This window comes from Pseudobdellovibrionaceae bacterium, from assembly GCA_023898385.1.
Lineage (GTDB): Bacteria > Bdellovibrionota > Bdellovibrionia > Bdellovibrionales > UBA1609.
In genome coordinates this window covers 749,957-773,607 of sequence record CP060220.1, presented here as the reverse complement: position 1 = coordinate 773,607, position 23,651 = coordinate 749,957, and the positions used below count along the sequence as shown (strand labels likewise).

The 23,651-nt window shown below is 47.6% G+C and carries 20 protein-coding genes; 15 read left to right on the top strand and 5 right to left on the bottom strand.

Annotated elements, in window-relative coordinates:
* Window positions 1–90 precede the first annotated feature (90 nt).
* On the top strand, window positions 91–1,044 hold the full coding sequence (locus H6626_03270; GenBank protein ID USN48122.1) for an HD domain-containing protein: 954 nt from the start codon (window positions 91–93) through the stop codon (window positions 1,042–1,044).
* A gap of 294 nt (window positions 1,045–1,338) precedes the next feature.
* Here the strand turns inward: H6626_03270 and H6626_03265 are convergent, their stop codons facing one another.
* Window positions 1,339–1,917 carry a superoxide dismutase [Fe] gene (locus tag H6626_03265; protein USN48121.1) on the bottom strand — a complete coding sequence of 193 codons (579 nt, stop codon included), beginning with the start codon at window positions 1,915–1,917 and terminating at the stop codon, window positions 1,339–1,341.
* 55 nt (window positions 1,918–1,972) lie between these two features.
* Window positions 1,973–2,473: a hypothetical protein gene (locus tag H6626_03260; protein ID USN48120.1), complete on the bottom strand. Its 501-nt coding sequence runs from the start codon at window positions 2,471–2,473 to the stop codon at window positions 1,973–1,975.
* Between the two features lie 364 nt (window positions 2,474–2,837).
* On the opposite strand from H6626_03260, the gene H6626_03255 reads away from it, so the two are divergent.
* The 3 genes from H6626_03255 to H6626_03245 are packed head-to-tail and all read left to right on the top strand — an operon-like array spanning window position 2,838 to window position 5,939.
* Window positions 2,838–3,803, top strand: coding sequence for a formimidoylglutamase (locus tag H6626_03255; protein USN48119.1), 966 nt, complete (start codon window positions 2,838–2,840; stop codon window positions 3,801–3,803).
* Entirely contained in the window at window positions 3,796–4,842 is a 1,047-nt protein-coding gene (locus H6626_03250) for an aminotransferase class V-fold PLP-dependent enzyme (GenBank protein USN48118.1), read from the top strand. Before H6626_03255 ends, H6626_03250 begins: the two co-directional genes overlap by 8 nt.
* On the top strand, window positions 4,839–5,939 hold the full coding sequence (locus tag H6626_03245) for a tryptophan 2,3-dioxygenase (protein ID USN48117.1): 1,101 nt from the start codon (window positions 4,839–4,841) through the stop codon (window positions 5,937–5,939). Before H6626_03250 ends, H6626_03245 begins: the two co-directional genes overlap by 4 nt.
* On the opposite strand, the gene H6626_03240 is transcribed toward H6626_03245, so the two are convergent.
* Entirely contained in the window at window positions 5,890–6,552 is a 663-nt protein-coding gene (locus tag H6626_03240) for a cyclase family protein (protein USN48942.1), read from the bottom strand. The two genes, H6626_03245 and H6626_03240, sit on opposite strands and share 50 nt — an antisense overlap.
* An 89-nt stretch (window positions 6,553–6,641) precedes the next feature.
* On the opposite strand from H6626_03240, the gene H6626_03235 reads away from it, so the two are divergent.
* Window positions 6,642–7,880: a histidine--tRNA ligase gene (locus H6626_03235; protein ID USN48116.1), complete on the top strand. Its 1,239-nt coding sequence runs from the start codon at window positions 6,642–6,644 to the stop codon at window positions 7,878–7,880.
* 126 nt (window positions 7,881–8,006) lie between these two features.
* Here H6626_03235 and H6626_03230 read toward each other — a convergent pair whose 3' ends face one another.
* Window positions 8,007–9,125 carry an enoyl-CoA hydratase/isomerase family protein gene (locus H6626_03230; protein ID USN48115.1) on the bottom strand — a complete coding sequence of 373 codons (1,119 nt, stop codon included), beginning with the start codon at window positions 9,123–9,125 and terminating at the stop codon, window positions 8,007–8,009.
* Window positions 9,126–9,281: 156 nt separating this feature from the next.
* Here H6626_03230 and H6626_03225 point away from each other — a divergent pair, with 156 nt between their 5' ends.
* The 6 genes from H6626_03225 to H6626_03200 all read left to right on the top strand — a co-directional run bounded on the left by H6626_03225 (window position 9,282) and on the right by H6626_03200 (window position 15,272).
* Window positions 9,282–10,016 (top strand): hypothetical protein, encoded by a 735-nt coding sequence (locus H6626_03225; protein USN48114.1) that lies wholly within the window; start codon window positions 9,282–9,284, stop codon window positions 10,014–10,016.
* Window positions 10,017–10,150: 134 nt separating this feature from the next.
* Window positions 10,151–11,482: an alanine:cation symporter family protein gene (locus H6626_03220; GenBank protein USN48941.1), complete on the top strand. Its 1,332-nt coding sequence runs from the start codon at window positions 10,151–10,153 to the stop codon at window positions 11,480–11,482.
* Between the two features lie 10 nt (window positions 11,483–11,492).
* Window positions 11,493–11,702 carry a hypothetical protein gene (locus tag H6626_03215; protein USN48113.1) on the top strand — a complete coding sequence of 70 codons (210 nt, stop codon included), beginning with the start codon at window positions 11,493–11,495 and terminating at the stop codon, window positions 11,700–11,702.
* Between the two features lie 23 nt (window positions 11,703–11,725).
* Window positions 11,726–12,367, top strand: a complete 642-nt coding sequence (locus H6626_03210; GenBank protein USN48112.1) for a MarC family protein — start codon at window positions 11,726–11,728, stop codon at window positions 12,365–12,367.
* A 288-nt stretch (window positions 12,368–12,655) separates the two neighbouring features.
* Window positions 12,656–14,413 carry a S8 family serine peptidase gene (locus H6626_03205; GenBank protein ID USN48111.1) on the top strand — a complete coding sequence of 586 codons (1,758 nt, stop codon included), beginning with the start codon at window positions 12,656–12,658 and terminating at the stop codon, window positions 14,411–14,413.
* A gap of 142 nt (window positions 14,414–14,555) precedes the next feature.
* A complete protein-coding gene (locus H6626_03200) occupies window positions 14,556–15,272 on the top strand; it encodes a hypothetical protein (GenBank protein USN48110.1) in 717 nt (238 codons plus the stop codon).
* A gap of 269 nt (window positions 15,273–15,541) precedes the next feature.
* Here the strand turns inward: H6626_03200 and H6626_03195 are convergent, their stop codons facing one another.
* A complete protein-coding gene (locus tag H6626_03195; GenBank protein USN48109.1) occupies window positions 15,542–16,891 on the bottom strand; it encodes a class I SAM-dependent methyltransferase in 1,350 nt (449 codons plus the stop codon).
* A gap of 376 nt (window positions 16,892–17,267) precedes the next feature.
* Between H6626_03195 and H6626_03190 the strand changes: the two genes are divergently transcribed.
* From H6626_03190 to H6626_03175, 4 genes are read left to right on the top strand one after another with little or no spacing between them, the layout of a single operon-like run.
* Window positions 17,268–19,274 carry a hypothetical protein gene (locus tag H6626_03190; protein USN48108.1) on the top strand — a complete coding sequence of 669 codons (2,007 nt, stop codon included), beginning with the start codon at window positions 17,268–17,270 and terminating at the stop codon, window positions 19,272–19,274.
* Between the two features lie 33 nt (window positions 19,275–19,307).
* Window positions 19,308–21,485, top strand: coding sequence for a hypothetical protein (locus H6626_03185; protein USN48107.1), 2,178 nt, complete (start codon window positions 19,308–19,310; stop codon window positions 21,483–21,485).
* Window positions 21,486–21,509: 24 nt separating this feature from the next.
* Window positions 21,510–22,157: a hypothetical protein gene (locus tag H6626_03180; GenBank protein USN48106.1), complete on the top strand. Its 648-nt coding sequence runs from the start codon at window positions 21,510–21,512 to the stop codon at window positions 22,155–22,157.
* 39 nt (window positions 22,158–22,196) lie between these two features.
* Window positions 22,197–23,642 carry a hypothetical protein gene (locus H6626_03175; GenBank protein USN48105.1) on the top strand — a complete coding sequence of 482 codons (1,446 nt, stop codon included), beginning with the start codon at window positions 22,197–22,199 and terminating at the stop codon, window positions 23,640–23,642.
* Window positions 23,643–23,651: the final 9 nt, after the last annotated feature.

The following is a 23,651-nucleotide window of genomic DNA, read 5'->3' as shown; positions in this document are numbered from 1 at the left end:
CCCGCAAATACCCACCAATAAAATCAGACCTAGTCCTTTAATCATTGCGATTATCGCCAAAAAAAGACACAATTTACTAAGGACGATGCGATGAACCCAAGTGATTACATGTCCATTCGAGTGAGCACGTTACGCGGGGACCTTCCCATTCCGTTTGATGCTTACGTGCGAGTTGCAGGAAAATTTATTTTGTACTGCCGAAAAGGCGACAGCTTTGAGGGAGAGCGTCTAGCCCGCCTGCAAAAGAAAAAACTCGATCGCATGTACATTCCGAACACTGACAAACAATCCTACCGCGACTACCTATCAAGAAACGTCACACAAGCGTATGAATCAAACCTCGACAAACCCATTCAAATTCGAACAGAAATCATTCAAGGAGCTCTGCAAGCCACAGTGGAAGAAGTGCTCGACGAACCCGGCAACCCCGGGTTTTACGTGGCCCTCAAAGATTCGGTACGGCAATTTGCGGATTTCTTAATGACCGAGCAAGAATCCGTGGCCTGCTTGCTGTCTATTCCCAACGCCTATTGCAATTATGCCCAGCATGGTATCAACGTGGCCGCCCTCGCTCTCGGTATTGCCCACAAAACAGGACTGACAAAAGCAAAAGCCCCTCTCATTGATGCCTTCTTGGTCGGCTGCACAATTCACGACATCGCTCACCACAGGTCCAATTTGCAGGTGGATCGCCCGGTGAACCAACTCAACCCACAAGAGCGATCCAGTTATTTAAAGCACCCGACCGAAGGAGCTCGCATTTTAAAAGACCTTGCCCACGTGGACCAAATTACATTGAGCGTTGTGCTGCAACATGAAGAACGCGTGGACGGAAGTGGTTTCCCCAAAAAGACCACAGGCAACCAACTCGACCCTTTAGTGACAGCCGCCGCTGTGGCCAACTTTTACGACAGAATGACATCCTGGGAACATATTGACCACAAAGAGGCCTTGACCAAGATTCTCATCGATGGCGTCGGAAGTCTCCCCTTGGACCAGCTAAAAGCCCTACAAGCAGAACTTAAATTTAGAAATGTCGTGTAGAAAAAACCAGAGATAATGACACATTCGATTCAGTGACAGACCGGCCACCCAGGCCAGGGCTTGAGGTGAGGGGGGACAAGTGCATCCACGCTGCCGGCCCGAGTGGCCGCATGTCGTCTTCGGATTGCGTCACTAACGTGCCGCAACCCGGATACGCCATGCACATCGGGAGGGCAGCGTGGATGCACTTGTCCCCCCTCACCTCAAGCCCTGGCCTGGGTGGACTCTTCGATTTTATCTATTTTTTGTGGCCGGAACCTATCCGTATTTCAAGCTCTGGTCTCTCTACCTAGATCACTTAAAATTCTTTGCCACAAAATCCCAGTTCACGAGTTTCCAGAAAGCCTCAAGATACTGGGGGCGCGCATTCCGATAGTCCACGTAGTAGGCATGTTCCCACACATCACATGTCATTAGTGGCTTGCTATCAGTGGTCAACGGACACCCGGCGTTACTGGTTTGCTCAAGCGCGAGAGTGCCGTTAGGCTTTTTAACAAGCCAGGCCCAGCCTGAGCCAAAAAGTGTAGCTGCTGTATTTGTGAACTCTTCTTTAAATTTATCAAAAGATCCCCACGTCTTATCGATAGCCGCGGCCAAATCACCTGTGGGCTGACCTCCCCCTTTGGGGCTTAAACAATGCCAGTAGAACGTGTGGTTCCACACCTGAGCGGCGTTATTAAAGATGCCGCCACTGGATTTTTTAATGATGTCCTCTAGTGAAGCGTTGGCAAATTCTGTTCCTTCGATCAGACTATTTAGTTTAGTGACGTAGGCATTATGATGTTTGCCGTAGTGATACTCGATGGTTTCTTGAGAAATATGGGGTTCTAGTGCGTTTTTTTCAAATGGAAGTGCAGGTAGTTCAAAAGCCATGACGGTTCTCCTTCAGAAATAATTTGTCCCACGCTATCAATGGCGGCAGGTAAAATCAACCGCTCTCCGCACTGCCCAAGTTTTGTTGCATTTCTCTCGCATCCCGGCGTCGCTCAAAATACTCTGCTGCATGAGCGAGTCGAGCCTTTAGCACCCGTCCCATATCTTTACGAATAAACAAATCATCAGCTAAATTCCCTAATATTCCCATGGGCACCGCGTATTCGACCAAATCAGTGACCAAAGTTTCACCTGGGCCATGAGTTGTGAACTTCATCGTGTGAACCCACTTTTCAAACAGACCCTCGGTCTGCCGGTAGGTCAACACATCACCGGGAATAAATTCTGTCACATAAAGTCGCACCGGCTGCGAAAAATGCATGCGACACATCAAAAAACTGTACTCCGCATCTTTTTCCAGTATGCGATCGCCATTGAGATTTTCCGCCTCAATGGTGTCTTCAAGAAGTAAGGGTTGGTTTTCCAACGCCGTAACGTACTGAAACACCTCGCTGCGTTCGCCAGGGATCACCATCGAACATTGAATGTGAGCCAAAACATCCTCCCAAAAAGACAAAATTTACCAAGCGCGTCAAGGCGCCGCCTACCCTTACAACATAACCCAACAAAACCCACATTTCACTAACGAAGACACACGTTTTTAAATTGCCTTTTCAAGTAAAATTTCCTTTAACGACCGATACACCATGTGGAAACAGTCATCGCCCCATTTGAAGGCGTCCGCGGGAGGTGTGCCACGGGTTCACGATGTGCATGGCGTATCCGGGTTGCGGCACGTTAGTGACGCAATCCGAAGACGACATGCGGCCACTCGTGCCCACCCGTGGCACACCTCCCGCGGACGCCTTCAAATGGGGCGATGACTGTTTCCATCTCACAATCCAATGAGGCGACGCACTTTGTTTACACCATCTAATCCCACTTTGTTTTTTAGCCGAAACGATAAATTGGATCCTCGACTGGGCGACTTGGTTCGCTCTACTAAAGTGGCAGCGCTTAGTGCCAACAAACCGGGTCTGGTTATTTCTGGCTACCCGGACGATGAAGGCATTCAGATTAATGGTGGGCGGCTCGGTGCCCGCAAAGGGCCCGACTCAATTCGAAACTTTTTTTATCGCATGACCCCATCACCTCATCGCGATCCTCATCTTGGTCTTTATGATATTGGAAATCTCAACGTTTCAGAATTTTCGCTTTCTGACCGACACAAGGTGGCTGAAGAAACGGCTCTTTCGGCCTTGCGTTCGTCTCATCACTATGTGGGCCTGGGGGGCGGTCATGATTATGGTTATCCAGATGGCGCTGCCTTTTTGAATTGGTGCAAAGATTTGGGACAAAAACCCCTGGTTATTAATTTTGATGCACACTTAGATGTAAGGCCCAGTGAAGAAAAGCTCTCTAGCGGCACTCCCTTTTACCGCCTACTGTCTCATTTTAGCAATTTTGACTTTGTTGAAATCGGCGTTCAACCCCACTGCAACAGTAAAACTCACTGGCAATGGGTACTCGATCGTGGCGGACAGATTATTTCACAAGAAGACATTTTACTTTCGGGTGAGTCATTCAATGTTTACGTCACGCGGGCCTTAGGCGAAAAACTTTGGCAAGGCCGACCTACTTTTATCAGTGTGGATATTGATGGTTTCACCTCCACGGCCGCCATGGGCTGCAGTCAGTCCTGGCCCACAGGCTTTGGCGTTAATGACTTTATGCCACTATTTCATTTGCTGGTCTCCCGGTTGCATGTACCCCTATTAGGTATTTATGAGGTCTCTCCGCCTTTGGACTTCGATGGACAGACAGCGAAACTGGCCGCTCAAATCATGCATGTTTATTTGAGATCCATTGAAGGCAAACATGAGTGAACCTAATGCCACCAAGGGATTTGGCAGCGACAACCATGCGGGTGTGCATCCAGCCATTATGGAATCCCTTGTTCACATCAACTCAGGCCACTCTCCCAGCTATGGAACAGATCCACTGAGTCATGAGCTCTATAAGCTTGTGGAAAAACTGTTTGGCTCCACGGCTGAAGCTCACATGGTTTTCAATGGCACAGCCGCCAACGTTTTAGCGATAAAGTCATTGGTCAGCAGTCACCACAGTATAGTGTGCACCACGGACTCCCATTTAAACGTGGACGAGTGTGGTGCTCCTGAGGCGAATATTGGATGCAAACTGATTGCTGTCCCCACCGAACACGGAAAACTGACACCCGCCCAAGTTGAAGAAACGTTGATTCGAAAGGGCGACCAACACTTCTCGCAAGTTAAAGCCATCTCCATCACTCAACCTACAGAGTTGGGAACCCTTTACTCTAAAGAAGAAATGCTAGCTCTTAGTCAGTGTGCCAAACAACATGGTTTATTTTTTCATGTGGATGGAGCCCGCTTTATCTATGCGGCGGAAGCATTAAATGCCACATTTAAAGAACTCACCGCTGATGTGGGCGTAGACGCCCTGTCTTTTGGCGGCACCAAAAATGGTCTGCTTTTTGGGGAAATGGTGATTTTATTTAACGACCAGGCCAAAAAAGATTTCAAATACGTTCGAAAACAGCAAATGCAGCTCCCTTCAAAAATGCGATTTCTGGCCGCCCAATTCTTGCAACTGCTGGGCCCTGAAGAACTCTGGAAACAGATCGCGCGTGAGGGTCACAGCAAGGCCCTTGAGTTGGCCACACGCCTAAAGGATATAGATGGCGTCGAAGTGGTCCATCCCGTACAAGCCAACTCAGTTTTTATGAAATTCCCACAGGCATGGACGAAACCTTTGCGGGATAGACATTTTTTTTATATTTGGGATGAGAAAACCTGGATCGCGCGACTTATGATCAGCTTTGATACGACCCTTGATGACATTGAAAGCTTTATTCAAACCATAAACGAGGTGAAAAAACTATGAGCTATAAACCCATCAACTACCATGACTACTTGAAGCTCGATCAAATACTTTCAAGTCAAACGCCTCGAAGTGCTGAAGATGGTCGACCGGCCCATGATGAGATGCTTTTTATTGTCGTTCATCAAGCCTATGAACTCTGGTTTAAACAGATTCTGCACGAAGTGGACTCCATTTTAAGTTGTTTCAATCAACCCACCGTGGATGAACAAGATATGGGCACGGCAGTCTCCCGCCTACATCGAGTGATCGAGATTCAGAGGCTGCTGTTTGAACAGGTGTCTATTATAGAAACAATGACGCCCCTAGATTTTCTTGATTTTCGTGATTTGTTATATCCGGCCAGTGGTTTTCAAAGCGCACAGTTTCGGGTTCTTGAAAATAAATTGGGTTTAATGCCTAACCAACGCCTCTCTTACAATAACACCCGCTACACAGAACACCTACGTCCTGACCAACAGCAAGGCATTTCAGAACTTGAAGAGCAAAGTTCACTCTTTGACTGCATCGAACGCTGGCTTGAGCGCACTCCCTTTTTAGAAATTGGTCAGTTTGATTTTTGGGGCCGTTATCGAGAAGCCGTCGGATCTATGTTTCAGCAAGAGCGGGACGCTTTGAAGCAAAACCCCTTTTTATCAGACGAAGATAAAAAGCGCGGTGTAGCCTCTATAGAACAATCAGAGGGCAAATTCGCAGCCCTTTTCGATGAAAAACTCTATGAACAGCAGAGGCAGCAAGGCACTTGGAGGCTTTCGCATAAAGCGACAAGAGCCGCCCTACTTATTCAGCTCTATCGCCACCAACCCATTTTTCAGATTCCATTTTCATTAATCACCGCTCTTCAAGATATTGACGAGAACATGACCAGTTGGAGATACCGGCACGCGCTCATGGCTCGCCGCATGTTGGGCGCTAAAATTGGGACCGGCGGATCTTCAGGCAGCGATTATCTCCAGGCCACAGCAGAACGCCACAAAGTTTTCAGCGATTTTTTTCAGTTGACCACTTTTTTTATACCGAAATCAAAACTGCCTGAACTACCAAAAGATGTTAAGGCGCAACTGGGGTTTTACTATAATTCCCATCTGCCACAAGAATAGCGCGAACGGGAGAAGCATCGGCCCCTTCAATTTTTAGTGGTAAGGCGATCAAATCATAAACACCCTCTGGCACACTCTTTAGAATGAGTCCTTCTAAAATGGCCATGTCATTTGCCGCCACCGCTTGATGACTGATCAGATCTTTTGCCTCAGCTGGATCAATCGAAGGCGTATCTATACCTACTGTGATCACTTCGCGTTCGGCCAGGTAGTTGATCAACTCTGGTGAGAGTGATGCAAACTCATTGCTCCATTGATCCGGGTTTAAAAAAGATCTTGTTGCAAATAACACTCGGGGCGCCAACACCGAACGATCTCCCCAGTGTTTCAGAGTGATTCTACCAACTACAGGCTCTGCCCATTGCACCACCTGACAAGGACCCATGTAATAGTCAAGGCTTCTTCGATCAATGGGCGCACCGCCAGCCATGTAGTGACTGGGGGCGTCGGCATGGGCCCCAATATGCAAAGTGGTTTTGATCGACGATAACTCTAAGTGATCCCCCGAGGCAAAACTCAAGGAGGACGCTTGGGTGAAGGGCTGGTCCCCTGGAAAAACGGCTGTTCTTGCGCTGATTTTTGGACTGATATCAAAGACAATACTGGACATAATTTACTATGGTCACCGATGTACATGTAAAGATCAACCCCGGAAACATCAAATGCTTGCGCCACTTCGCACCCTATCGTAGGTTATCTTTAATGAGCAAACTACAACCCGCGCGCGGGACCCATGATTTATGGGGCGAAGACTACAAAAAGCATCAAAACATCACAAGCATCGCTGAAGAGGTCGCTCGGCGATTTGGCTTTCAAGGCATCACCACACCGATTTTCGAGTTCACGCAAGTTTTCAAACGCACACTCGGCGACACCTCGGATATTGTACATAAAGAAATGTACACTTTTGTAGATCGGGGCAATGAAGAAATCACTCTACGCCCTGAGGGAACGGCCCCTATTGTGCGGGCTTTTATTTCAAATGGTTTAACTCGCCAGCTACCATTTAAGGCTTTTTACAATGGTCCCATGTTTCGCTATGAGCGACCGCAAAAAGGGCGCCTTCGCCAATTTCATCAAGTGGGCGTGGAGCACTTAGGTGCAGATAAACCGCGAGATGACATCGAAGTCATCGCCATGGCGGCTTTGTTTTTAAAAGAATTGGGCTTACAAGATCAAATCTCATTGGATATCAACTCCATCGGCGACACCCAAAGCCGCCTGCAATATCGAGAAAAACTTGTGAACTATCTCCAGCAACATGAAACTCAGTTGAGCGAAGACAGTCAACGACGACTCAGCACCAATCCACTGCGCATTTTGGACTCCAAAGATGAAAAAGACCAAGACATCATAGGCAAAGCCCCGCGGCTCCATGACTCTTTGAATGCAGAATCCAAAGAAATGTTTGATGAAGTGTGTGCAGGCCTTGATCTGCTAAAAATACCCTACAATAAAAACCCACGCCTGGTGCGCGGATTGGATTATTATTGCCATTGTGTGTTTGAGTTTAAGGCAAAAAATTTAGGCGCCCAAGACACTGTTCTTGCTGGCGGTCGCTATGATGGTCTAGTGGAGCAAATGGGTGGCCCAACAACCACAGGCGTAGGCTGGGCCTCTGGAATCGAGCGACTGGCTCTTATCTATGAACCCACTCTCAACGCTGAGCCGCTGATCGCCTTGATACCGCTGGGAGAACAGGCTGAAAAAGAAAGTCTGAAACTGGCGCAAACCCTTCGTGAGAATCAATTTATTGTGGAGTGTGTACTCAGTGGCAATATGAGTAAGCGACTAAAAAAAGCCGATCGTTTGCAGGCAAAAAAGGCCGTGATTTTTTCGGATGAGGATTTAGCCAAATCTCAAGTGGAAATCAAAAATCTAGAATCGGGCACACAAGTCACCTTGCCGCTGGCTGAATTATCGACGGCGTTGCGATCCTAAACCACACGTCTTTTAAAGCATGTCGTACCTGGAGCTAGCCTTACCTATGGCCACCTTAACAACTATTGCCTTTGGACTTTTATTCCTTTTCACGACTTCAAACACACTTGAGTCAGTAAAACCGACCTAAATCCCGTGACGTTTCATCATAGCATCTAACTCTGAGGCCGAGTTTTTCGCCCCGTTGAAATAGGGATCGACCTGATCTTCAGTGACTTCATTCAAATCCGCAGGCATCCAATTTGGTTGATTGTCCTTGTCTATAAGTAGGGCTCTCACGCCTTCGACAAAATTGGAGTTTTCACAACTTGTAATGGCCATATGCCATTCTTTTAAAAACGCCTCACGCAATGTCGGAAAAGGCTCGGTTTTTAATTGGCGAAAGGTAATGGCTTTTGATAGGGGGCAACCGCGAGTGTAATTCTCATAAGCGGCAGTGAGTCGCTCACTTTTTTTCAGTTCAGAAAAAGCCTTGTCAAATTCCAACACATGTTTGTAATCCACAAGGTCCATGACCGCTGGCAACTCTTTCACGAAAGAAGAACTGGGCGCTGGTCGTTGGCGTTGCACACCATTTAAGTAGTCATCAAGAAGACTCACATCATGACCCCTCTCCCCAACCCATGGCAGCCTTGTGATATCGGCCAAAACTTTTCGCTTCCACTCGTCTTTTAAATAATAGTCGGATAACCCTAAGGCCATGGCATCTTCGGGACCCAATCGATATCCCGTCAAACCCAGAAACAAACCCACATCATGAGGCATGTCTCGCAAAAAGAAACTGGCACCCACATCGGGAAACAGCCCTATATTCACTTCCGGCATGGAAAACACTGAGGTCTCCACCACCACGCGATGACTGGCTCCATTGCTGATACCAATCCCGCCTCCCATGGTGAGACCTTGAGTCCAAGCCAACACGGGTTTTGGATAGGCGTGAATCAAATAATCTACAAAATACTCAAAAACAAAAAACCTTTTGGCTAAATCTAAACCCTCAGGACCTTTTCGAAGACCTTCCACAAGACCTTTGACATCGCCGCCGGCACAAAAAGCCTTTTCATGACCACTTAATAGAACCACACAGGCAATGCTCTGATCCTCGCGCCAGCGCAGCAACCGCTCAGCCAACTGTTCAAACATCTCTAAGTTCAAGGCGTTTAAGGCCCGGGGTCGGTTGAGCTGCACAACCCCCAAACCCCGCTCACCGATTTTTTCTTCTGAAAACAACACTGATTTTTCCATAGATAGCCATTTGCCTTGCCAACAAAGCAATTGTCAATCCATTGATCAGAAGGTTAACCGTTGCACGATTTTAACCCGTATCAGGGATTCTAGGGGCCAATGACGGTGGCACAGAATGTGCCATGTACACTGCTTATGAGACGAAGAGGGGTGTCTATGCGATCCAATCAATTGCGTTGTCCAAGATGTTTTGATCCGATTAAGCCTACACATATGTTTGGGAGCACGATGATTTGTGATTGCGGGTGGTCATCCAGCAAAAAGCCCAACAAGATTTTAGAAAACTACCAAAAGCGCACGGCCATCAGTCTTTTTATGTTTGCCCTTATTTTTGCGGGCTCATTGATTTTTATTTCGACCTGGGGACAACACTCTCTCTCCGTGGTTTCTATCAAGGCCAAACAGACCCTGGGCCTGGCCACGCAGTATGATATGACTCACTATGCGCAAATTTGCTTGGATCGAAAGTTTTATGACTTGGCCGAAACGGCCCTATTGAGTGCCTACGAGCACGGCGCCGACAAAGAAACATTGGCTGAACTTGGAATTTTGCAGGCCAAACAACGAAAAGACTATGAAGCCATGCAAACATTAGGACAATACTTCAAAGAAGGCGGCACGGAACTAGAAGCTCAATATGAATATGCAAAAACTCTAGATCGAAATGGTCATATTGATTTAGCTCGTCAATATTACCTGGTGGTGCTAGAGGCCAAACCCGACACCGTGCAAACCACTGTGGCCCAACATTACGTAAAAATGCTCCTGCGCAGCAACCGACTTCGAGATGCTAGACAACTGATCGCAAGCTATCGACGAAAGGGCTCGAACACTGGCTTATTTCTTGAGCAAGAATGGCAAGAAATTCGTCAACGCATGGCTGCCAACTAATCCCAAACCTTATGTTACACGACCTTCATGGTTGACCCCATAGGCAGAGGCCAATACATTTTGATCCCATGGGGATATTAAATTCTATTGAAAATGTATTAAATGTAATTGTCGGTGCGATCTGGAGCCTGCCCATGGTGGTGGTGCTTGTGGGCACTGGCCTGGCTCTCACTTTGCTCTTGGGCTTTGTGCAAATTAAGGGATTCATTCATGCCATTCACGTGATACGTGGTCGCTATGATGACCCGAATGATCCGGGCGAGATTTCGCACTTCCAAGCTCTTACCACGGCTCTTTCAGCGACGGTGGGGTTGGGTAATATTGCCGGTGTGGCTGTGGCAATCAGTGCCGGCGGACCGGGCGCTGTGTTTTGGATGGTGGTCACTGGCCTTGTGGGTATGGCTACGAAATATTCGGAATGCAGCTTGGCTGTGATGTATCGCCACGTGGACGAGCGGGGCGAGGTTCATGGCGGTCCCATGCACTATATCGTTCGCGGTCTCGGTGAAAAGTGGCGACCACTGGCCGTGTTTTTTGCTTTTGCCGCCATCGTTGCCTCTTTCGGTGCGGCCAATATGTTTCAAACCAATCAAGTGGCCAGTGTTCTCGTGCGGAGCCTGCCCTATGATGAAAACTTGATCAAGTGGGTCACTGGAATTACCCTTTCTCTACTCACAGGTATGGTGATCATCGGCGGAATTAAACGAATCGGCCATGTCACTGGAATACTAGTGCCGCTGATGGGAGCTATTTATGTGATCGGGGCTTTGATCGTTATTGTTTCTAACATTGGGCAAGTCCCAGCGGTGTTTTCTAGCATTTTCTCAGAGGCCTTTGGTTTAAACGCAGCCGCCGGAGGTGTGGCCGGTGGCGCTATCCGTGCCTTGATTCAAGGTGTACGCCGAGCTTGTTTTTCAAATGAGGCCGGTTTGGGATCGGCCCCCATTGCTCACAGTGCCGCCTCCACTGATGAGCCCATCCGCGAAGGTGTGGTGGCTCTTCTTGAACCCTTTATCGACACCGTGGTGATTTGTTCGATGACCGCACTTGTGATCCTTATCTCAGGAGCTCACTTGAACTCTGACGGCGTTGAAGGTGTGACTCTGACAGCTGCCGCCTTTGATACGGGTATCCCTGGGTTTGGCACTTTCTTTGTGACTACGGCTGTGGTGCTTTTTGCCTACTCCACACTACTTAGCTGGTCGTACTACGGCGAGCGGGCCGTAGATTTTCTGTTTCCCGGCAGCACAAAGTCGCTTCTTATATACAAAGGGCTTTTTTGTTTGCTGGCCATCGTGGGTGCTGTTTGGACCCTGGGGCCGGTGCTTGCCTTTTCAGACATCATGTTGGGGTTGATGGTGGTTCCAAACCTATTTGCTGTTTGGATGCTGTTTCCAAAGTTACGCGCAGCCTCTAAAGAATATTTTGATAAACTAAATGCTGGGCAATTCACCGTACATAAGTGATGATTTTTATATGAGCGACTACATAGAGTTCACCACCAAAGAAAAAACCAGAGTTTGGGTAAAGCCCGAACACATCTGCGGCGTCGAAGAGTTCTCGGCTTCGGCCCGAGGAGAGCCTTACATTAAGGTTTACATACCTGGCTTTAGCTTCAGCCTGACAGAAACCACAGCCGACAAGTTTCTGCAAAAAATCTCACAATCTAAAATTACTCAAAAATAGTAAAAGATGTTATTGTAAGTTCCATGAAAGAGCAGATTTCTTATTTTCTTTTTGCGTTCACAAGTCTTTTTACCATTGTGAACCCCTTTTCCGTAATGCCGCTTTACCTCGGAATGACGGAAAACATCAGTCGCGACAAAGCTGTGGCGGTCGCCAAACGCGGCTGCGTCACCGCTTTTATCGCCATGGTGGTATTTTCATTAACAGGAAAATTTATTTTCGATTTTTTTAAAATTTCTGTAGATGGCCTAAGAATTGTGGGCGGTATATTATTTTTTCTCACCGGTTTTGACATGCTTCAAGGAAAAATAGCCCGCACCAAATCCCTCACCGATGGCGAAAGCGACACGGACGAGGCCAAAATTGCCGCTGTCACTCCACTCGCCATCCCCACCATTTACGGCCCCGGCGCCATCACCATCACCACCGTGTTGACCACCGATGCTAGCACCTACTCACAGCGCACGATCTTGTTTGCTACTTTTTTTCTGGTGAGCCTGGCTACGTATTTTTTGCTCCTGGGATCTCGAAAAATCATGCGCCTTTTGGGTGAAAGTGGGTCAAAGGTTTTTTCTCGCCTGATGGGACTTATTATTATGATGATCGCCGTCGAATTTTTCTTTAAAGGCCTGAAGCCTTATGTCTTGAGACTGATGGTCCACTAAAAGCCCGAGGCCTCGGGAGGACCTAACATGACTCTGCTCTTCAGCGTATTACACTTCACCTGAAAACCCCGTGAACTCATAACCTGCAACCCGTTGGGCGATCTGACTTTCTTTGTACTTCATTCGAGTGTTGCCTATACAACAATTGATCACCGGATAGGCAGGCGTCTACCAGCTTCACCCGAGCCCAGGATGAACGCCGCTTCATTCTCACCTCATCTGGCCCCCTAATTGCTCATTAGTTATTCAATCTTTTGGTAATTCTTTGCAAAATCGGGGGGAATGATTGTGCAGAGGCGGTCTGTTTTATTTGTTTTATTGATAACTGGTCTTTTTTCTTTTGGTTGCGGCAAAGCGTTTGAACCCACTGGTGATTCAACGCTGGCTTCCATGTGCACCGTAAACCCGCAGGCCCTTAAAAAAGGAGCGATCAGCTTTAGCTCGCCCTTTAACCATAACAAAGTGCAAATTTCTGAGAGTGATTCGGCTCAAATCATGTCGTTAGATAAAAAGCTCAAAGCCCACACCGAATATGTGGCATTGATCGACAATGAATGTGTGAACGACTCCCCTGGAGAGCACAGCGAAGAAATCGTATTGGCTTCAAGAAAAAGAACCCATCGACTTCGTGTGCAGGCTTATCGCTTTCAGTTGAACCGCGATTATGATTTAGACGAACTTGAAAGTGAACTACGCAAAGACCCCTGCCTCATTGGCGTTTCTCCTCAGGCACGTGCCGAAAAATTCGCTATCAGCGATGACCCTTTCGTGGACCGGCAAGAGCATCTCATAAACCAAAAAGCGGACAAAGCGTGGGAGATCTTTTATGACGATAGTACCGGAATAAAAGAAGACGTGGTGATTGCTGTTATTGACACAGGGGTTGATTACACTCACCCCGACTTAAAAAGCGTTATGTGGACCGACAGCAATGGAAAATTCGGATATGACTTTGCTGAAAACGACGATGATCCGATGGATGGTGACACGCATGGCACTCACGTTGCCGGCCTGGCCGCCGCGGCCACCAACAATCAGGTGGGCGGCGCAGGTGTCATGGCCAGTCATGCCAAAGTGATGGCAGTAAAAGTATTTCCCGACACGGGAAGCGGTGCTGCCATTGATGACATCGTCAATGGCATCAGATACGCCGCAGACCAAGGGGCTGATATTGCCAATATGAGTTTAGGTGCCGCCGCTCGAAGTACGGCTCTTCAAGATGCCGTGATATATGCGGCAGAGCAAGGGACATTCCTGGTTGCCGCTGCCGGTAATGACAACAAGAACCTCAACTCCAGCTTTTACTCGCCTGCAGGATATGCAAAAGATGTAGACGGCTTTATGGCCGTGGCCTCCACAGATGCGGGAACGAGAAACCGTAGTAGCTTTTCAAACTACAGTTCGACCTACGTTGAAATTGCAGCTCCCGGCTCATACAACAACTCCATGGCATCAAGCAGTAATTCTGCTTGTAGTAGCGGCATATCAGCTTCGGATTTATTAAGTATCGGTTTCTGCAGCAAACTTCTCTCCACTTTACCTGGCAACCAATATGGATACTATCAAGGTACCTCCATGGCCTCACCCGTCGCCGCTGGAGCTGCAGGTCTTGCACTGGCTTACTTACGAAGCCAAGGCGGCCACTTGACTCCTGCGGACTTGGAGAGGGTCATGAAAAACGGCAGCGTCACTGAATCAAGTCTCTCAGGCTACGTGCAAGAAAGCCGACACCTGGATCTTTTAACATTGGCCGAGTACTCGAGAGATTTCGCATCCCAACGCCCTGTGATCACAAGACAACCCTCTTCACAAGCCGTAGAACTGGGTGATTCTATTGAACTCAGTGTGGAAGTCTCAGGTGACTCTGATGTAGACCTACAGTGGTTAAAAAACGGAGAAGAAATCGACGGAGCCACGGGCCTTGAATTACCCATCGACTACATCGCCAACTCAGACCTGGGACTTTATCAAGTTCGAGTCAGCCGCTTTGGAATGTCTACTTTAAGCAATGTAGCCCAAGTGGCCTTTGTACTCACCTGCCCTTGATTCACCAAAAATCTGGGGCTCTAGTTCAATTTGTTTCGATCTGACGATTATTTATCAAAAAACCCGACCAAAGGCTTAAGTTTTTACGCGTTCTGCCGATGTCTATTTATCTGATAGCTGCTTTTTTGGGGGATGAGAGAGCATGCGACGAAAAAATAGCATTACTTGGACCATCGTTTTTTTATTAAGCCTTGTCTTAATGACCAGCTTTAATAACTGTAAAAGTGTTGAAGAAACCAGCGGATCAGACTCTGAATCTGCATCCATGCTGCCACCAGCCGGTGGCCCGAACTCAAAGGGCAGCGTGACCATCGCCAATGAAAGCGGTTATGTTCGCGGCTGGGCCTACGATCCAGACAGCCCCAACTCCACATTAAAAGTGGCCATCTATATAGATGGCACTGTCAGCTCAGGCACTCTAGCAGGGTACGCAGCAGCCAATGAAACTGGCGGCACCTACAACGGTCACTACTTTTCATTTAACATTCCAAAAAACCTCATCGATAACCAATACCATTTTCTCTATGCCTACATCGACTCACCCACAGGTTTTATTTTACTCTCAGGGACACCACGACAATATGTGGCCTTTGCAGGATCAAGCGCCGGTCAAACTTTCTACAACTCACAAGTCTATAGCGGCGTGCAAGTTTGCACCTCGTGCCATACCGTGGGATACGATATTCACTTTGGCAGCCTTCTCAACCCCAACCCCTTTGCGGGCGGTTCGGCGAGCAACAACACGCTTATCAATAATGCTTCAGGGCAAGGTCACGGCGGCGGAAGTCACTGTGCGAGCAAGTCCACCGGCCTTTGTGCCAAACTCCAAGAGTGGTGGAATATCGAATTCGGCCCCTAATCCGATGGCGTAAGTAAAACCAGACAAGCCTCAAGGCAAGAAGGGCCCCCATGAGTGAGCCGCGCCGACCCGAGTGGCCGCATGTCGTCTTCGGATTGCGTCACTAACGTGCCGCAACTCGGATACGCCATGCACATCGGGAGGACGCGGCTCACTCATGGGGGCCCTTCTTGCCTTGAGGCTTGTCTGGTTTTATCCAGGTTTTGGTGACTGATCCAGGCACGACCATCTCTGATTGTCATTGGTATTTTCGTTGGCTTGTCGGCTCTCTAAAGCTTCGATTCATGGATGCGGGCTAATAGCGTGAATAGCGCATCTGTCGCTTGGTCGCTGGACATCTGGTAGTGCTTTGCCATGAGCTGCACCATTTCGTTAAACGTGCGCTTTCCGTCGACAGCTCCAAGAATTTCTGCGTGAACCTGGTTTGTAAAACGCAGCTCTTGCAGTTCAATTGTGAGTAATATGGGTTTATTGAAATCCAGCAACCATTCTGGGAGAGATTCAAACCGCTTTGGCTGCTTCACATCTGATTTTTTTTCGGCGGCAAAGATCAATACGTTTTCTACTCGCCAAAAACCGCTGTGGGGTGACTGTAGGTACGGTATTCTTTCCTGGATAGACGTGGTCAGATTGAAGCCTTGATCCCCTACAATCTTAAGAACTTCATCCACACTGTAGTTTTTCGAAAAATCCTTATGAGCAAAACCCAACGGGCCAAACTGAATCCACACTCCGCCGGGCTTTAACACTCTATTCATACGAGCACTGAAATCGCGGTAGTCATCGGGTATAATGTCCACAAGCCAAGGTGTGACCACCACATCCAGTGACTTGGCTTTAAAGGGAAGGTTCATCACATCGGCAAATACAAAATGTATATTATTACCTTTGCGCTCATCACTTTCTAATCTATGCAAAACAGCCGATTGCTCAATAGATACCGGAGTCTTTGGAAACTCGCACAAATCCAAGGGGCCTTTAGTTAACAGATGCTCTGCGGTGAGTAATAACACCGGATTAATATCCACTAGAATGGTGTTTTTTGGTTTTAAATGCCTGTGAATATCCACACCCAGTCGACCAGCGCCAGCTCCGAGCACAGCCACATTTGGTTCTTTTATGGATTCGGGCCAGACTTTTTTTATCAGGTCTAGGCTTTTTGTGTTTTCTTCTTTACCCCAAACCCAATCTCGAAAAATATTATCAAAATAACTGTGAGCTTCCTGAGTGCTGGCCACTCGGTCTGTGAGCGCGAAGTTTTGCGGCACTGAAAATGAATTTGATTTTAAAAAGTCCTGTAACAGATGATTCAGGGTCTCGATATTGACTTGCAAACCACGGCTTACGGCTCCCCTACGCTGATTTAGGAGTGATACGTGTTTATTTATTTGAGCCTTTTCATATCTTTGTTTTTCGTCTTTCAAAGTGCTTATGAGCTGTTCACAACGCGACTTCCACTGAATCCACTGGCTTGTCGAATCTCGAAATAGCCATGGCACGCCCGATATAGAATGATATTTAGGGCCGGCCTCTGACTGCAACCCATCTTGCCCCCATTTAAGAGGTTGATTCGTTATGAGACACTCAAGTAATTCAACAATACTTTCAACGCTGTTCATGAAATCAATGATAACACTATTGAGTGTTAGTATCCCAACACTAGCAATGCTGCGTCACGCGAGATGCCGCCTCATATTCATCGTGAGCTGCCCAACTATTTAATAAATCTCAAAATGAGACAGGTTTTAAACCAATTAAGAATAAAAACCTCATTTTAAACATCTAACTTTTTTACGATTTTTTCGATTTTGACACTCAGAGTGACGTTAATTGGCCATAAGCTGGCCCTACCATTGCACTATTTAAAAATCGGAGAAAACCAGACCTATGTCTCAAGTTTTCTAAAAAGCTGCCGACAAGGTCTTAAGGCGGGAACCAACTGACACTGCCTTAAGATATTGTAGTCGGTCCATATACGGAGGAGGGGGATACCTCATGCTGGACAGAAATAAAAATTCTATATCTATTCAGCGCTGGTTTAATATCAGTGTAGCGGTGAGCTCTGCCCTTGCCATCCTATTTAGTTTTCAAAATTGCAGCCCTATGGGTGAAGCCATTGATTCAGGCTCTGTGACTGGATTAAGCGGTGGCCCCGGTGCCGGCGTAATTGAAACAGGAGAACTGGGAAATACAGTTCCCACGATCACTGTCACATCACCTTTAAATGGCTCTTCAGCCATGTCGCCGGCCGATGTGGCCATTACAGTTCAAACCGAAGACTCTGATGGAAAAGTTCAAAAAGTTGAATTTTGGATTGATGGCACAAAAGTGGGCGAAGATGTGGATGCACCTTTTCAATGGGATCAAAGGATCACCGCTGGTGGCATCTATTCAATATATGCCTATGCCCACGATAATAGCGGCGGTATTGCATCATCTGAATCTGTTGTTTTAACCGTCACTGAACCCGTGATTCCTGTAATTGATCCTTGTTTGCCGGCAAACGGCTATGTGCCAGTAAGCCTAGCCATCAATAAGAACACTCGAAACATCGATATCGGCATGCGACCACGCTCTTACAACGGCATTGAAAATCTCTATAACCGCGACAACACTTACTACACGATCACCGGCGGCACAAATGCCACTTATGGAGGCGTAAACCGAGATGTTAACTGTAATAATTCCGCGCCACTAGATGTTGACTGCAACAACAATGGATTTCAAGTACAGCCCAATGATACGGCCGAATGCGTAGGTGGATCAAAAACTATAAACATAGTTGCTACAGACACCTGTGGCGGCCGCTCTACAGGAACCATCACAGTCAACTACACCAATGTCTGTTGGAACGAAAAATATTTAGCGGCTTCTGACCCACAAACGCAAGCAGCACTTGGATCACGGGTCGCCATAAGCGGAAATCACGCCGTGGCCAGCGCTCCTGGCCGGGGTGGTAACAACAAAATTGGTGCTGCTTATGTATTTGAAAAAACAAGCAGCGGCTGGGATCGAACCACTGCCATTTTAGAACCGTCCACAGCTGCCTATACAGAAATCAACGCTGTTGCTATTAGCGGAGACCTTATTGCTATAGCTAGTCGCTCTACTTCATTGAACAACCACACTGGTCGCATCTATTTATATGAAGGGTCTGGCAACAACTGGAACCTCATTCACACCATCAATGGACCCACTCCTACAGTGAACCCCAATGATGTGACTCGTTTTGGTATGCAAGTAGCCATCGACAGCGCTGATCGTGTGATCGTAGGCGCTGATACAGAAGATTGGGGTACATCCAGAGATGCTGGTGCCGTGTATGTTTTTTCACGGTCTGGCAACACATGGAGCCTTTCACAACGCTTACAGGCCAGTAATGGTGGCGAGTATCATAACTTTGGACGATCACTAGCTGTATCTGGCTCGCTGCTAGTCATCGGCGCTCCAATGAAGTCCAGCGAAGAAGCCACATTGGGTCGAGGCTACGCTTACGTGTTTAGAAATAGTGGCGGCACCTATTCTGAATCAAACATCCTGCGCTCAAGCACCATGATTGGGTCAGGTATGCAGTACGGCTCTGACGTGGCCACTGACGGCACGAATGTTGTAGTGGGTGCGGAACAGGCCGAAAGCTCTCGCGGACGCGCCTATCTTTACACGCCCAACGGATCTTCTTGGAGCGAGCTTGAGCTTAAAGCCGCTGATGTGGCTGTGCGTGACTATTTCGGTCGCGGCGTAGCTATTGCCAATAACAAAATTTATGTGAGTGCTCCGGGCTCCAGACATAATGGAGCTGAAATTGGAGCCACCTTCCAGATGGATATGACCGGGAATATCCTATTCAAAATGATCCCGCGACAAGCTAATCGCGATGCTCAACAGAATGCGGGATCAGATATTGGGATCTCGGGTAACACTTTAATTATGGGTAGTGAGGCCATGGACGACGGGAATACAGTGAACAACTCCGGCGCGGCCTATTTTATCACTGTGCAATAGCACAGACTATTTATTGGGGTATGGGGATACAACATGACTAGTTTTAGAGAAAATTGGAAAGTCTATTTAAGTCTCGCTACGGGGCTTTTAGTAGCAACGCCAAGCTTAGCTCTTGAAAAAGATGGTACCGGTGCTCTCGCTAGCGAAGCCGTTGTCCTTTACAAGTTCAACGAAGGCAGTGGCACTGTGATCAATGACCATAGCTCCATTGGCACACCACTTAACCTCAACATAGACAGTCGCTCTGATGTGATTTGGCAGTCTGGCGGACTGATGATTTCACAAGAAAGCCTTATTCGCACCGCAGGGCCTGCTACAAAACTTATCAATCAGTGTAAAGGCAGCAATGAAGTCACTATTGAGACCTGGATTCAAAACACAGTACAAAACGATTTAATTGCTCCACACGGACCATTAAGAATCGTAACTCTTTCTCGAGGTGCCGCCAGCACTGATTTATTCTTAGGCCACAACTATGATGGAAACCACTTCTTTCAAGTGGGTGTTCGCAATCAAGGCGGCAATCTAAGTTTTAACAACGATCCCGACGATGGGACACTTGGTGACGACACCATGCGGGTTCCCGCCGGAGTCATGCGCTTTAACGACACACAGGCCCCCTACCAACATGTATACTTCACAAGAGATTCAGCAGGAGCTTCTAGAATTTATGTGAGCGATCGTGCCGGCATTCCCGTTCTGCGCTCCACACAAACCATTGGCGGCGACCTTACACGATGGAGTGATCAATCGGTATTAGCACTTGCCAATGAAATAAATGCTTTTGATGACGCTGGACAACCTTTTATTGGAGCCTCTAGTTTTACCGCCCAAGACCGACCCTGGCGCGGGGTTTACCGAATGGTGGCCATTTATTGTCGAGCTCTTTCCCAACAAGAAATTCTAGGTGTGCGCAACCCCACTCCTTGGCTGTCAGACAATACTTTTCCGATCGACCCATTTGCACCTATCACAGCCGAGAGAAAATTGGCTCAAAAGATTTACAAGCGAGTTGTGGGAATATCCACACCCATTGACAACCCTATACTGGCGCAAATGGAAGCTGACATCAGATCGGGCAACTTGGTTACGGCTGCGGCTCGAGCCACAACAGAGCCTGGTTTTTACAACCGTACTGTGAAAGATTTTGCAAAACGCATGTCAAACCGTGATGAAAGTGTTGATGTGCCTCTTAATGACTTTGCCGCCACGGTGATTGGCCATGTCAGAGATGGAAATGACGCTAGACAACTCGCCTACGGAAATTTCTATTATCGAGGCAACCCTGAGCGAACAGCTGCCCCGAGTGACACCATTCAAGATTTTCTGATGTCTAATAACCACTACCAAGTACTTGAGCAACTGGACTATAACTTAGCCGACTCACAAATTCTTATCCGACAAGACGGTCAAAAACTTTATGATGGCAACGGCGGCGTAGTGAATCACAAAGACCCTGCTGGCGTTATTACCTCAAGAGCTTTTACATCATCTCATGCTATTGCGGGAACCAACCGACGTATGGTGGAGTTTAGCTTTAGGCAATTCCTATGTCGCCCAATCAAACAATGGGCGGATAACACCGGCGGAGACGCCATGGTCGGTCGCGATGTGGACCGCTTTCCAGGTGGATCCCACGTGGACTATCAAACCACTTGCCGTGGCTGCCACTCTCAGATGGATCCGCTGAGACAAGCTTTTGCCCGTATCACCTTTGAAAATGGGTTTCTCAAGCACACTTTTGTGGTCGGCAATGGCAACGATGAGGACGATCCGCGAACTACAGAAATGGACCCGAACACATTGATCGTAAATAAGATGAACCAAAACGCCGAGGTGTTTCCTGGAGGCTGGGCCTCTCGCGATACAAAATGGAAAAATCAACTCATCGGCGGAGTGAATAAACAGTTTTTTGAATGGGGCAAGTACCCTGTGGGTTTAGGCGGCTCTGCTGAATTTACAATAAATGATCCGTCAAATCTGCCTCAAGGAAATGGCATGGGTGACTTCGGGCGAATGATCGCCTCAGCTGGCGCCTTTCCAAACTGCATGGCCACTCGGGTTTTCCGTTCGGTATGCAAACGAGAACCAGAAATATTTGACGAAGGTTTATTAAAAGAATTGGCGACCAAATTCGCCACTGAAGATAACTTTAGACTAAAAAAATTATTTGAGCGCGTTGCCGTTACTCCAAACTGTCTAGGTGATTAAAAAGGGATTTAAGGGGGATTTAAGATGAAAACAATTAAAAAGAAAATAGCAGTGGGCATTAGCCTTGCTACTATCACGGCAGCCATCGCTATTCTCGGGAATGCCTGCGGACAAATGGTGCCAGATGACGGCGTATCCACCGATTCCAGCAAAAACTCTTGCAGCGGAAACATTGCCGTAGAGATTATTCCAGGTGCTGAAACGGCATCGATTGCCTACGGAAAACAAGTTCTTGATAACATGGTGGCTTGCACTGGCTTACAGGTTGTCAGCCAAAAGACCTTAGATGAGTTTGATAGCCGCAGAGGCAGCTTATCTGAGTTTGGTAATGTGATGGATGTAAACCCACCTCTAGTTATGGCTCATGCTGCCATCGCTGTGGAGGTGTGTGATGATCTTTTCAACGAAGAGTTAGCTTTAAGCTCTACAGATCGCAGGATCTTTAATGCGATCTCCGGTACGGCAGCGCCAAGTTTGGCCGGTGCCCAAGAGACTATGCGACGCATGGCTCGGGCTTGTTGGGGCCGCGATGAGACCCAAGAAGAACACGATTTATTACTTCAAAATGTCATGGATATTGTGGATTCGTCAGCTGCAGACAGTAAGAGTCGCCATGCGGCCATAGCGATCTGCACGTCAGTCTTGGCTAGCCTCGATGGCTACAGGATGTAATCGAGAGCTAAAACAATATTTATTTAAGGGGATATTAAAATGAAACTTAAAGTATTTAAAAAAGCCAACACTGAGATGATGACTGAGCAAGAAAAGCTCAATCTTCAAATCGCAGACAAATATGTTCAAAACCACGGCATGCCAAAGACTCGGCGCGAGTTTTTAGCCTCAGGCTTAAAAGCTTCTGCGGCCACTTTGTTTATGCCATCTATTGTAGAAATGATCGCCCGATCTTCTGTGGCCCATGCCGCCGAATGTGTGGCCACGGCACAAAAAATGCCAGCTGCCATGGTGATCAACGGTGCTGGAGGGTTCTCTATCGCCGGTAACTTTGTATTTATGGGACAAGACGGAGATTTCTTGCCAAGTTACTCACGCTTAGGCCTGGGTGCGGCAGGAGCTTTTAACGTTGACCCTTCCTTTGGAGCTCAAAGTGGTGGCTTTGCTGATCGAAGCCAGTTGCTAGCCGGAGTATTAGCAAACGCTACGCCGGCCACTATAGCCAACACAGCGGTCCTAGGTATTGCTGTGGCCTCACAAGATGATACGGCAAACAATGCATTAAACCCGTCTGGAATGCTTGCTGAAGTCACTAAGGGTGATTTCTTGCCGGCGCTTGGTCAAAACAGAAACCAACCCGCCATTCGCAACAACACAGCTCCCTTGATGGTGAATCGATTCACTGATGTGGCCAATGCAGTGAGTGTACAAGGAAGCTTGGCATCTATGACAGATGACCAGAAAGTAAAACTCTTTGGTGCTATTGGTGGGTTAAGTGCTACACAGGGGCGAAATTTAGCTAGCCTCAGTGGTGGACAAGCTCTTTCACAACTTACAAACATTGCCACGGACACTAATATTAACTTGGTATCTGGTGGTGACGGCAATGTTAGCATCAACCCGCTTGATAGCAATGAATTTGCAACCGTGTGGAATTTGAATAACGCTAACGACCTTAACTCTGGCAATGGTGGTAATGCGTCTGCTGTTTACAATGCTCTAAAAGGCAACGCCTCTATGGCAATGATGAACATCGGAGGCTGTGACTACCATGGTAACGGTCGAGCCAACCAAGACAACAAAGACAATGAAATTGGCGTGATGGTGGGTCGAATGCTTGAATCGGCTCGCGTCCTGCAACGACCAACAATGATTATGATCACAACTGATGGATCTGTGGCCTCACAAGACTCATTGGTTCCTGGTGCCGACTTTACTGCGGACAGCGGTGAAAGAAGTGGTATTATTACCTTCTTTTATCACCCTGAACAAAAGCCCGTGCAAAAAGCTCGTCAATTAGGACACTTTAACAACGGCCAGGGTGCGGCAAGAGACACTGTAGTGGGCGGAAGTCCCGAACGTGGAGTCGCTGCTGCTATTGTGAACTATTTGGCATTTGCTGGACGTCATGACCTAATTAAGTCTGTGACGCAAAGTACTTTTGCTGAAAGTGAGCTAAGTGAAATCACCGTGATCAATAGCTAGTACGACTTT

Bases quoted from the DNA above. Each gene is read 5' to 3' on its own strand.
- H6626_03270 (USN48122.1), top strand. From the start codon at position 91: ATGAACCCAAGTGATTACATGTCCATTCGAGTGAGCACGTTACGCGGG.
- H6626_03265 (USN48121.1), bottom strand. From the start codon at position 1,917: ATGGCTTTTGAACTACCTGCACTTCCATTTGAAAAAAACGCACTAGAA.
- H6626_03250 (USN48118.1), top strand. From the start codon at position 3,796: ATGAGTGAACCTAATGCCACCAAGGGATTTGGCAGCGACAACCATGCG.
- H6626_03245 (USN48117.1), top strand. From the start codon at position 4,839: ATGAGCTATAAACCCATCAACTACCATGACTACTTGAAGCTCGATCAA.
- H6626_03235 (USN48116.1), top strand. From the start codon at position 6,642: ATGAGCAAACTACAACCCGCGCGCGGGACCCATGATTTATGGGGCGAA.
- H6626_03230 (USN48115.1), bottom strand. From the start codon at position 9,125: ATGGAAAAATCAGTGTTGTTTTCAGAAGAAAAAATCGGTGAGCGGGGT.
- H6626_03225 (USN48114.1), top strand. From the start codon at position 9,282: ATGCGATCCAATCAATTGCGTTGTCCAAGATGTTTTGATCCGATTAAG.
- H6626_03220 (USN48941.1), top strand. From the start codon at position 10,151: ATGGTGGTGGTGCTTGTGGGCACTGGCCTGGCTCTCACTTTGCTCTTG.
- H6626_03215 (USN48113.1), top strand. From the start codon at position 11,493: ATGAGCGACTACATAGAGTTCACCACCAAAGAAAAAACCAGAGTTTGG.
- H6626_03210 (USN48112.1), top strand. From the start codon at position 11,726: ATGAAAGAGCAGATTTCTTATTTTCTTTTTGCGTTCACAAGTCTTTTT.
- H6626_03200 (USN48110.1), top strand. From the start codon at position 14,556: ATGCGACGAAAAAATAGCATTACTTGGACCATCGTTTTTTTATTAAGC.
- H6626_03195 (USN48109.1), bottom strand. From the start codon at position 16,891: ATGAACAGCGTTGAAAGTATTGTTGAATTACTTGAGTGTCTCATAACG.
- H6626_03190 (USN48108.1), top strand. From the start codon at position 17,268: ATGCTGGACAGAAATAAAAATTCTATATCTATTCAGCGCTGGTTTAAT.
- H6626_03185 (USN48107.1), top strand. From the start codon at position 19,308: ATGACTAGTTTTAGAGAAAATTGGAAAGTCTATTTAAGTCTCGCTACG.
- H6626_03180 (USN48106.1), top strand. From the start codon at position 21,510: ATGAAAACAATTAAAAAGAAAATAGCAGTGGGCATTAGCCTTGCTACT.
- H6626_03175 (USN48105.1), top strand. From the start codon at position 22,197: ATGAAACTTAAAGTATTTAAAAAAGCCAACACTGAGATGATGACTGAG.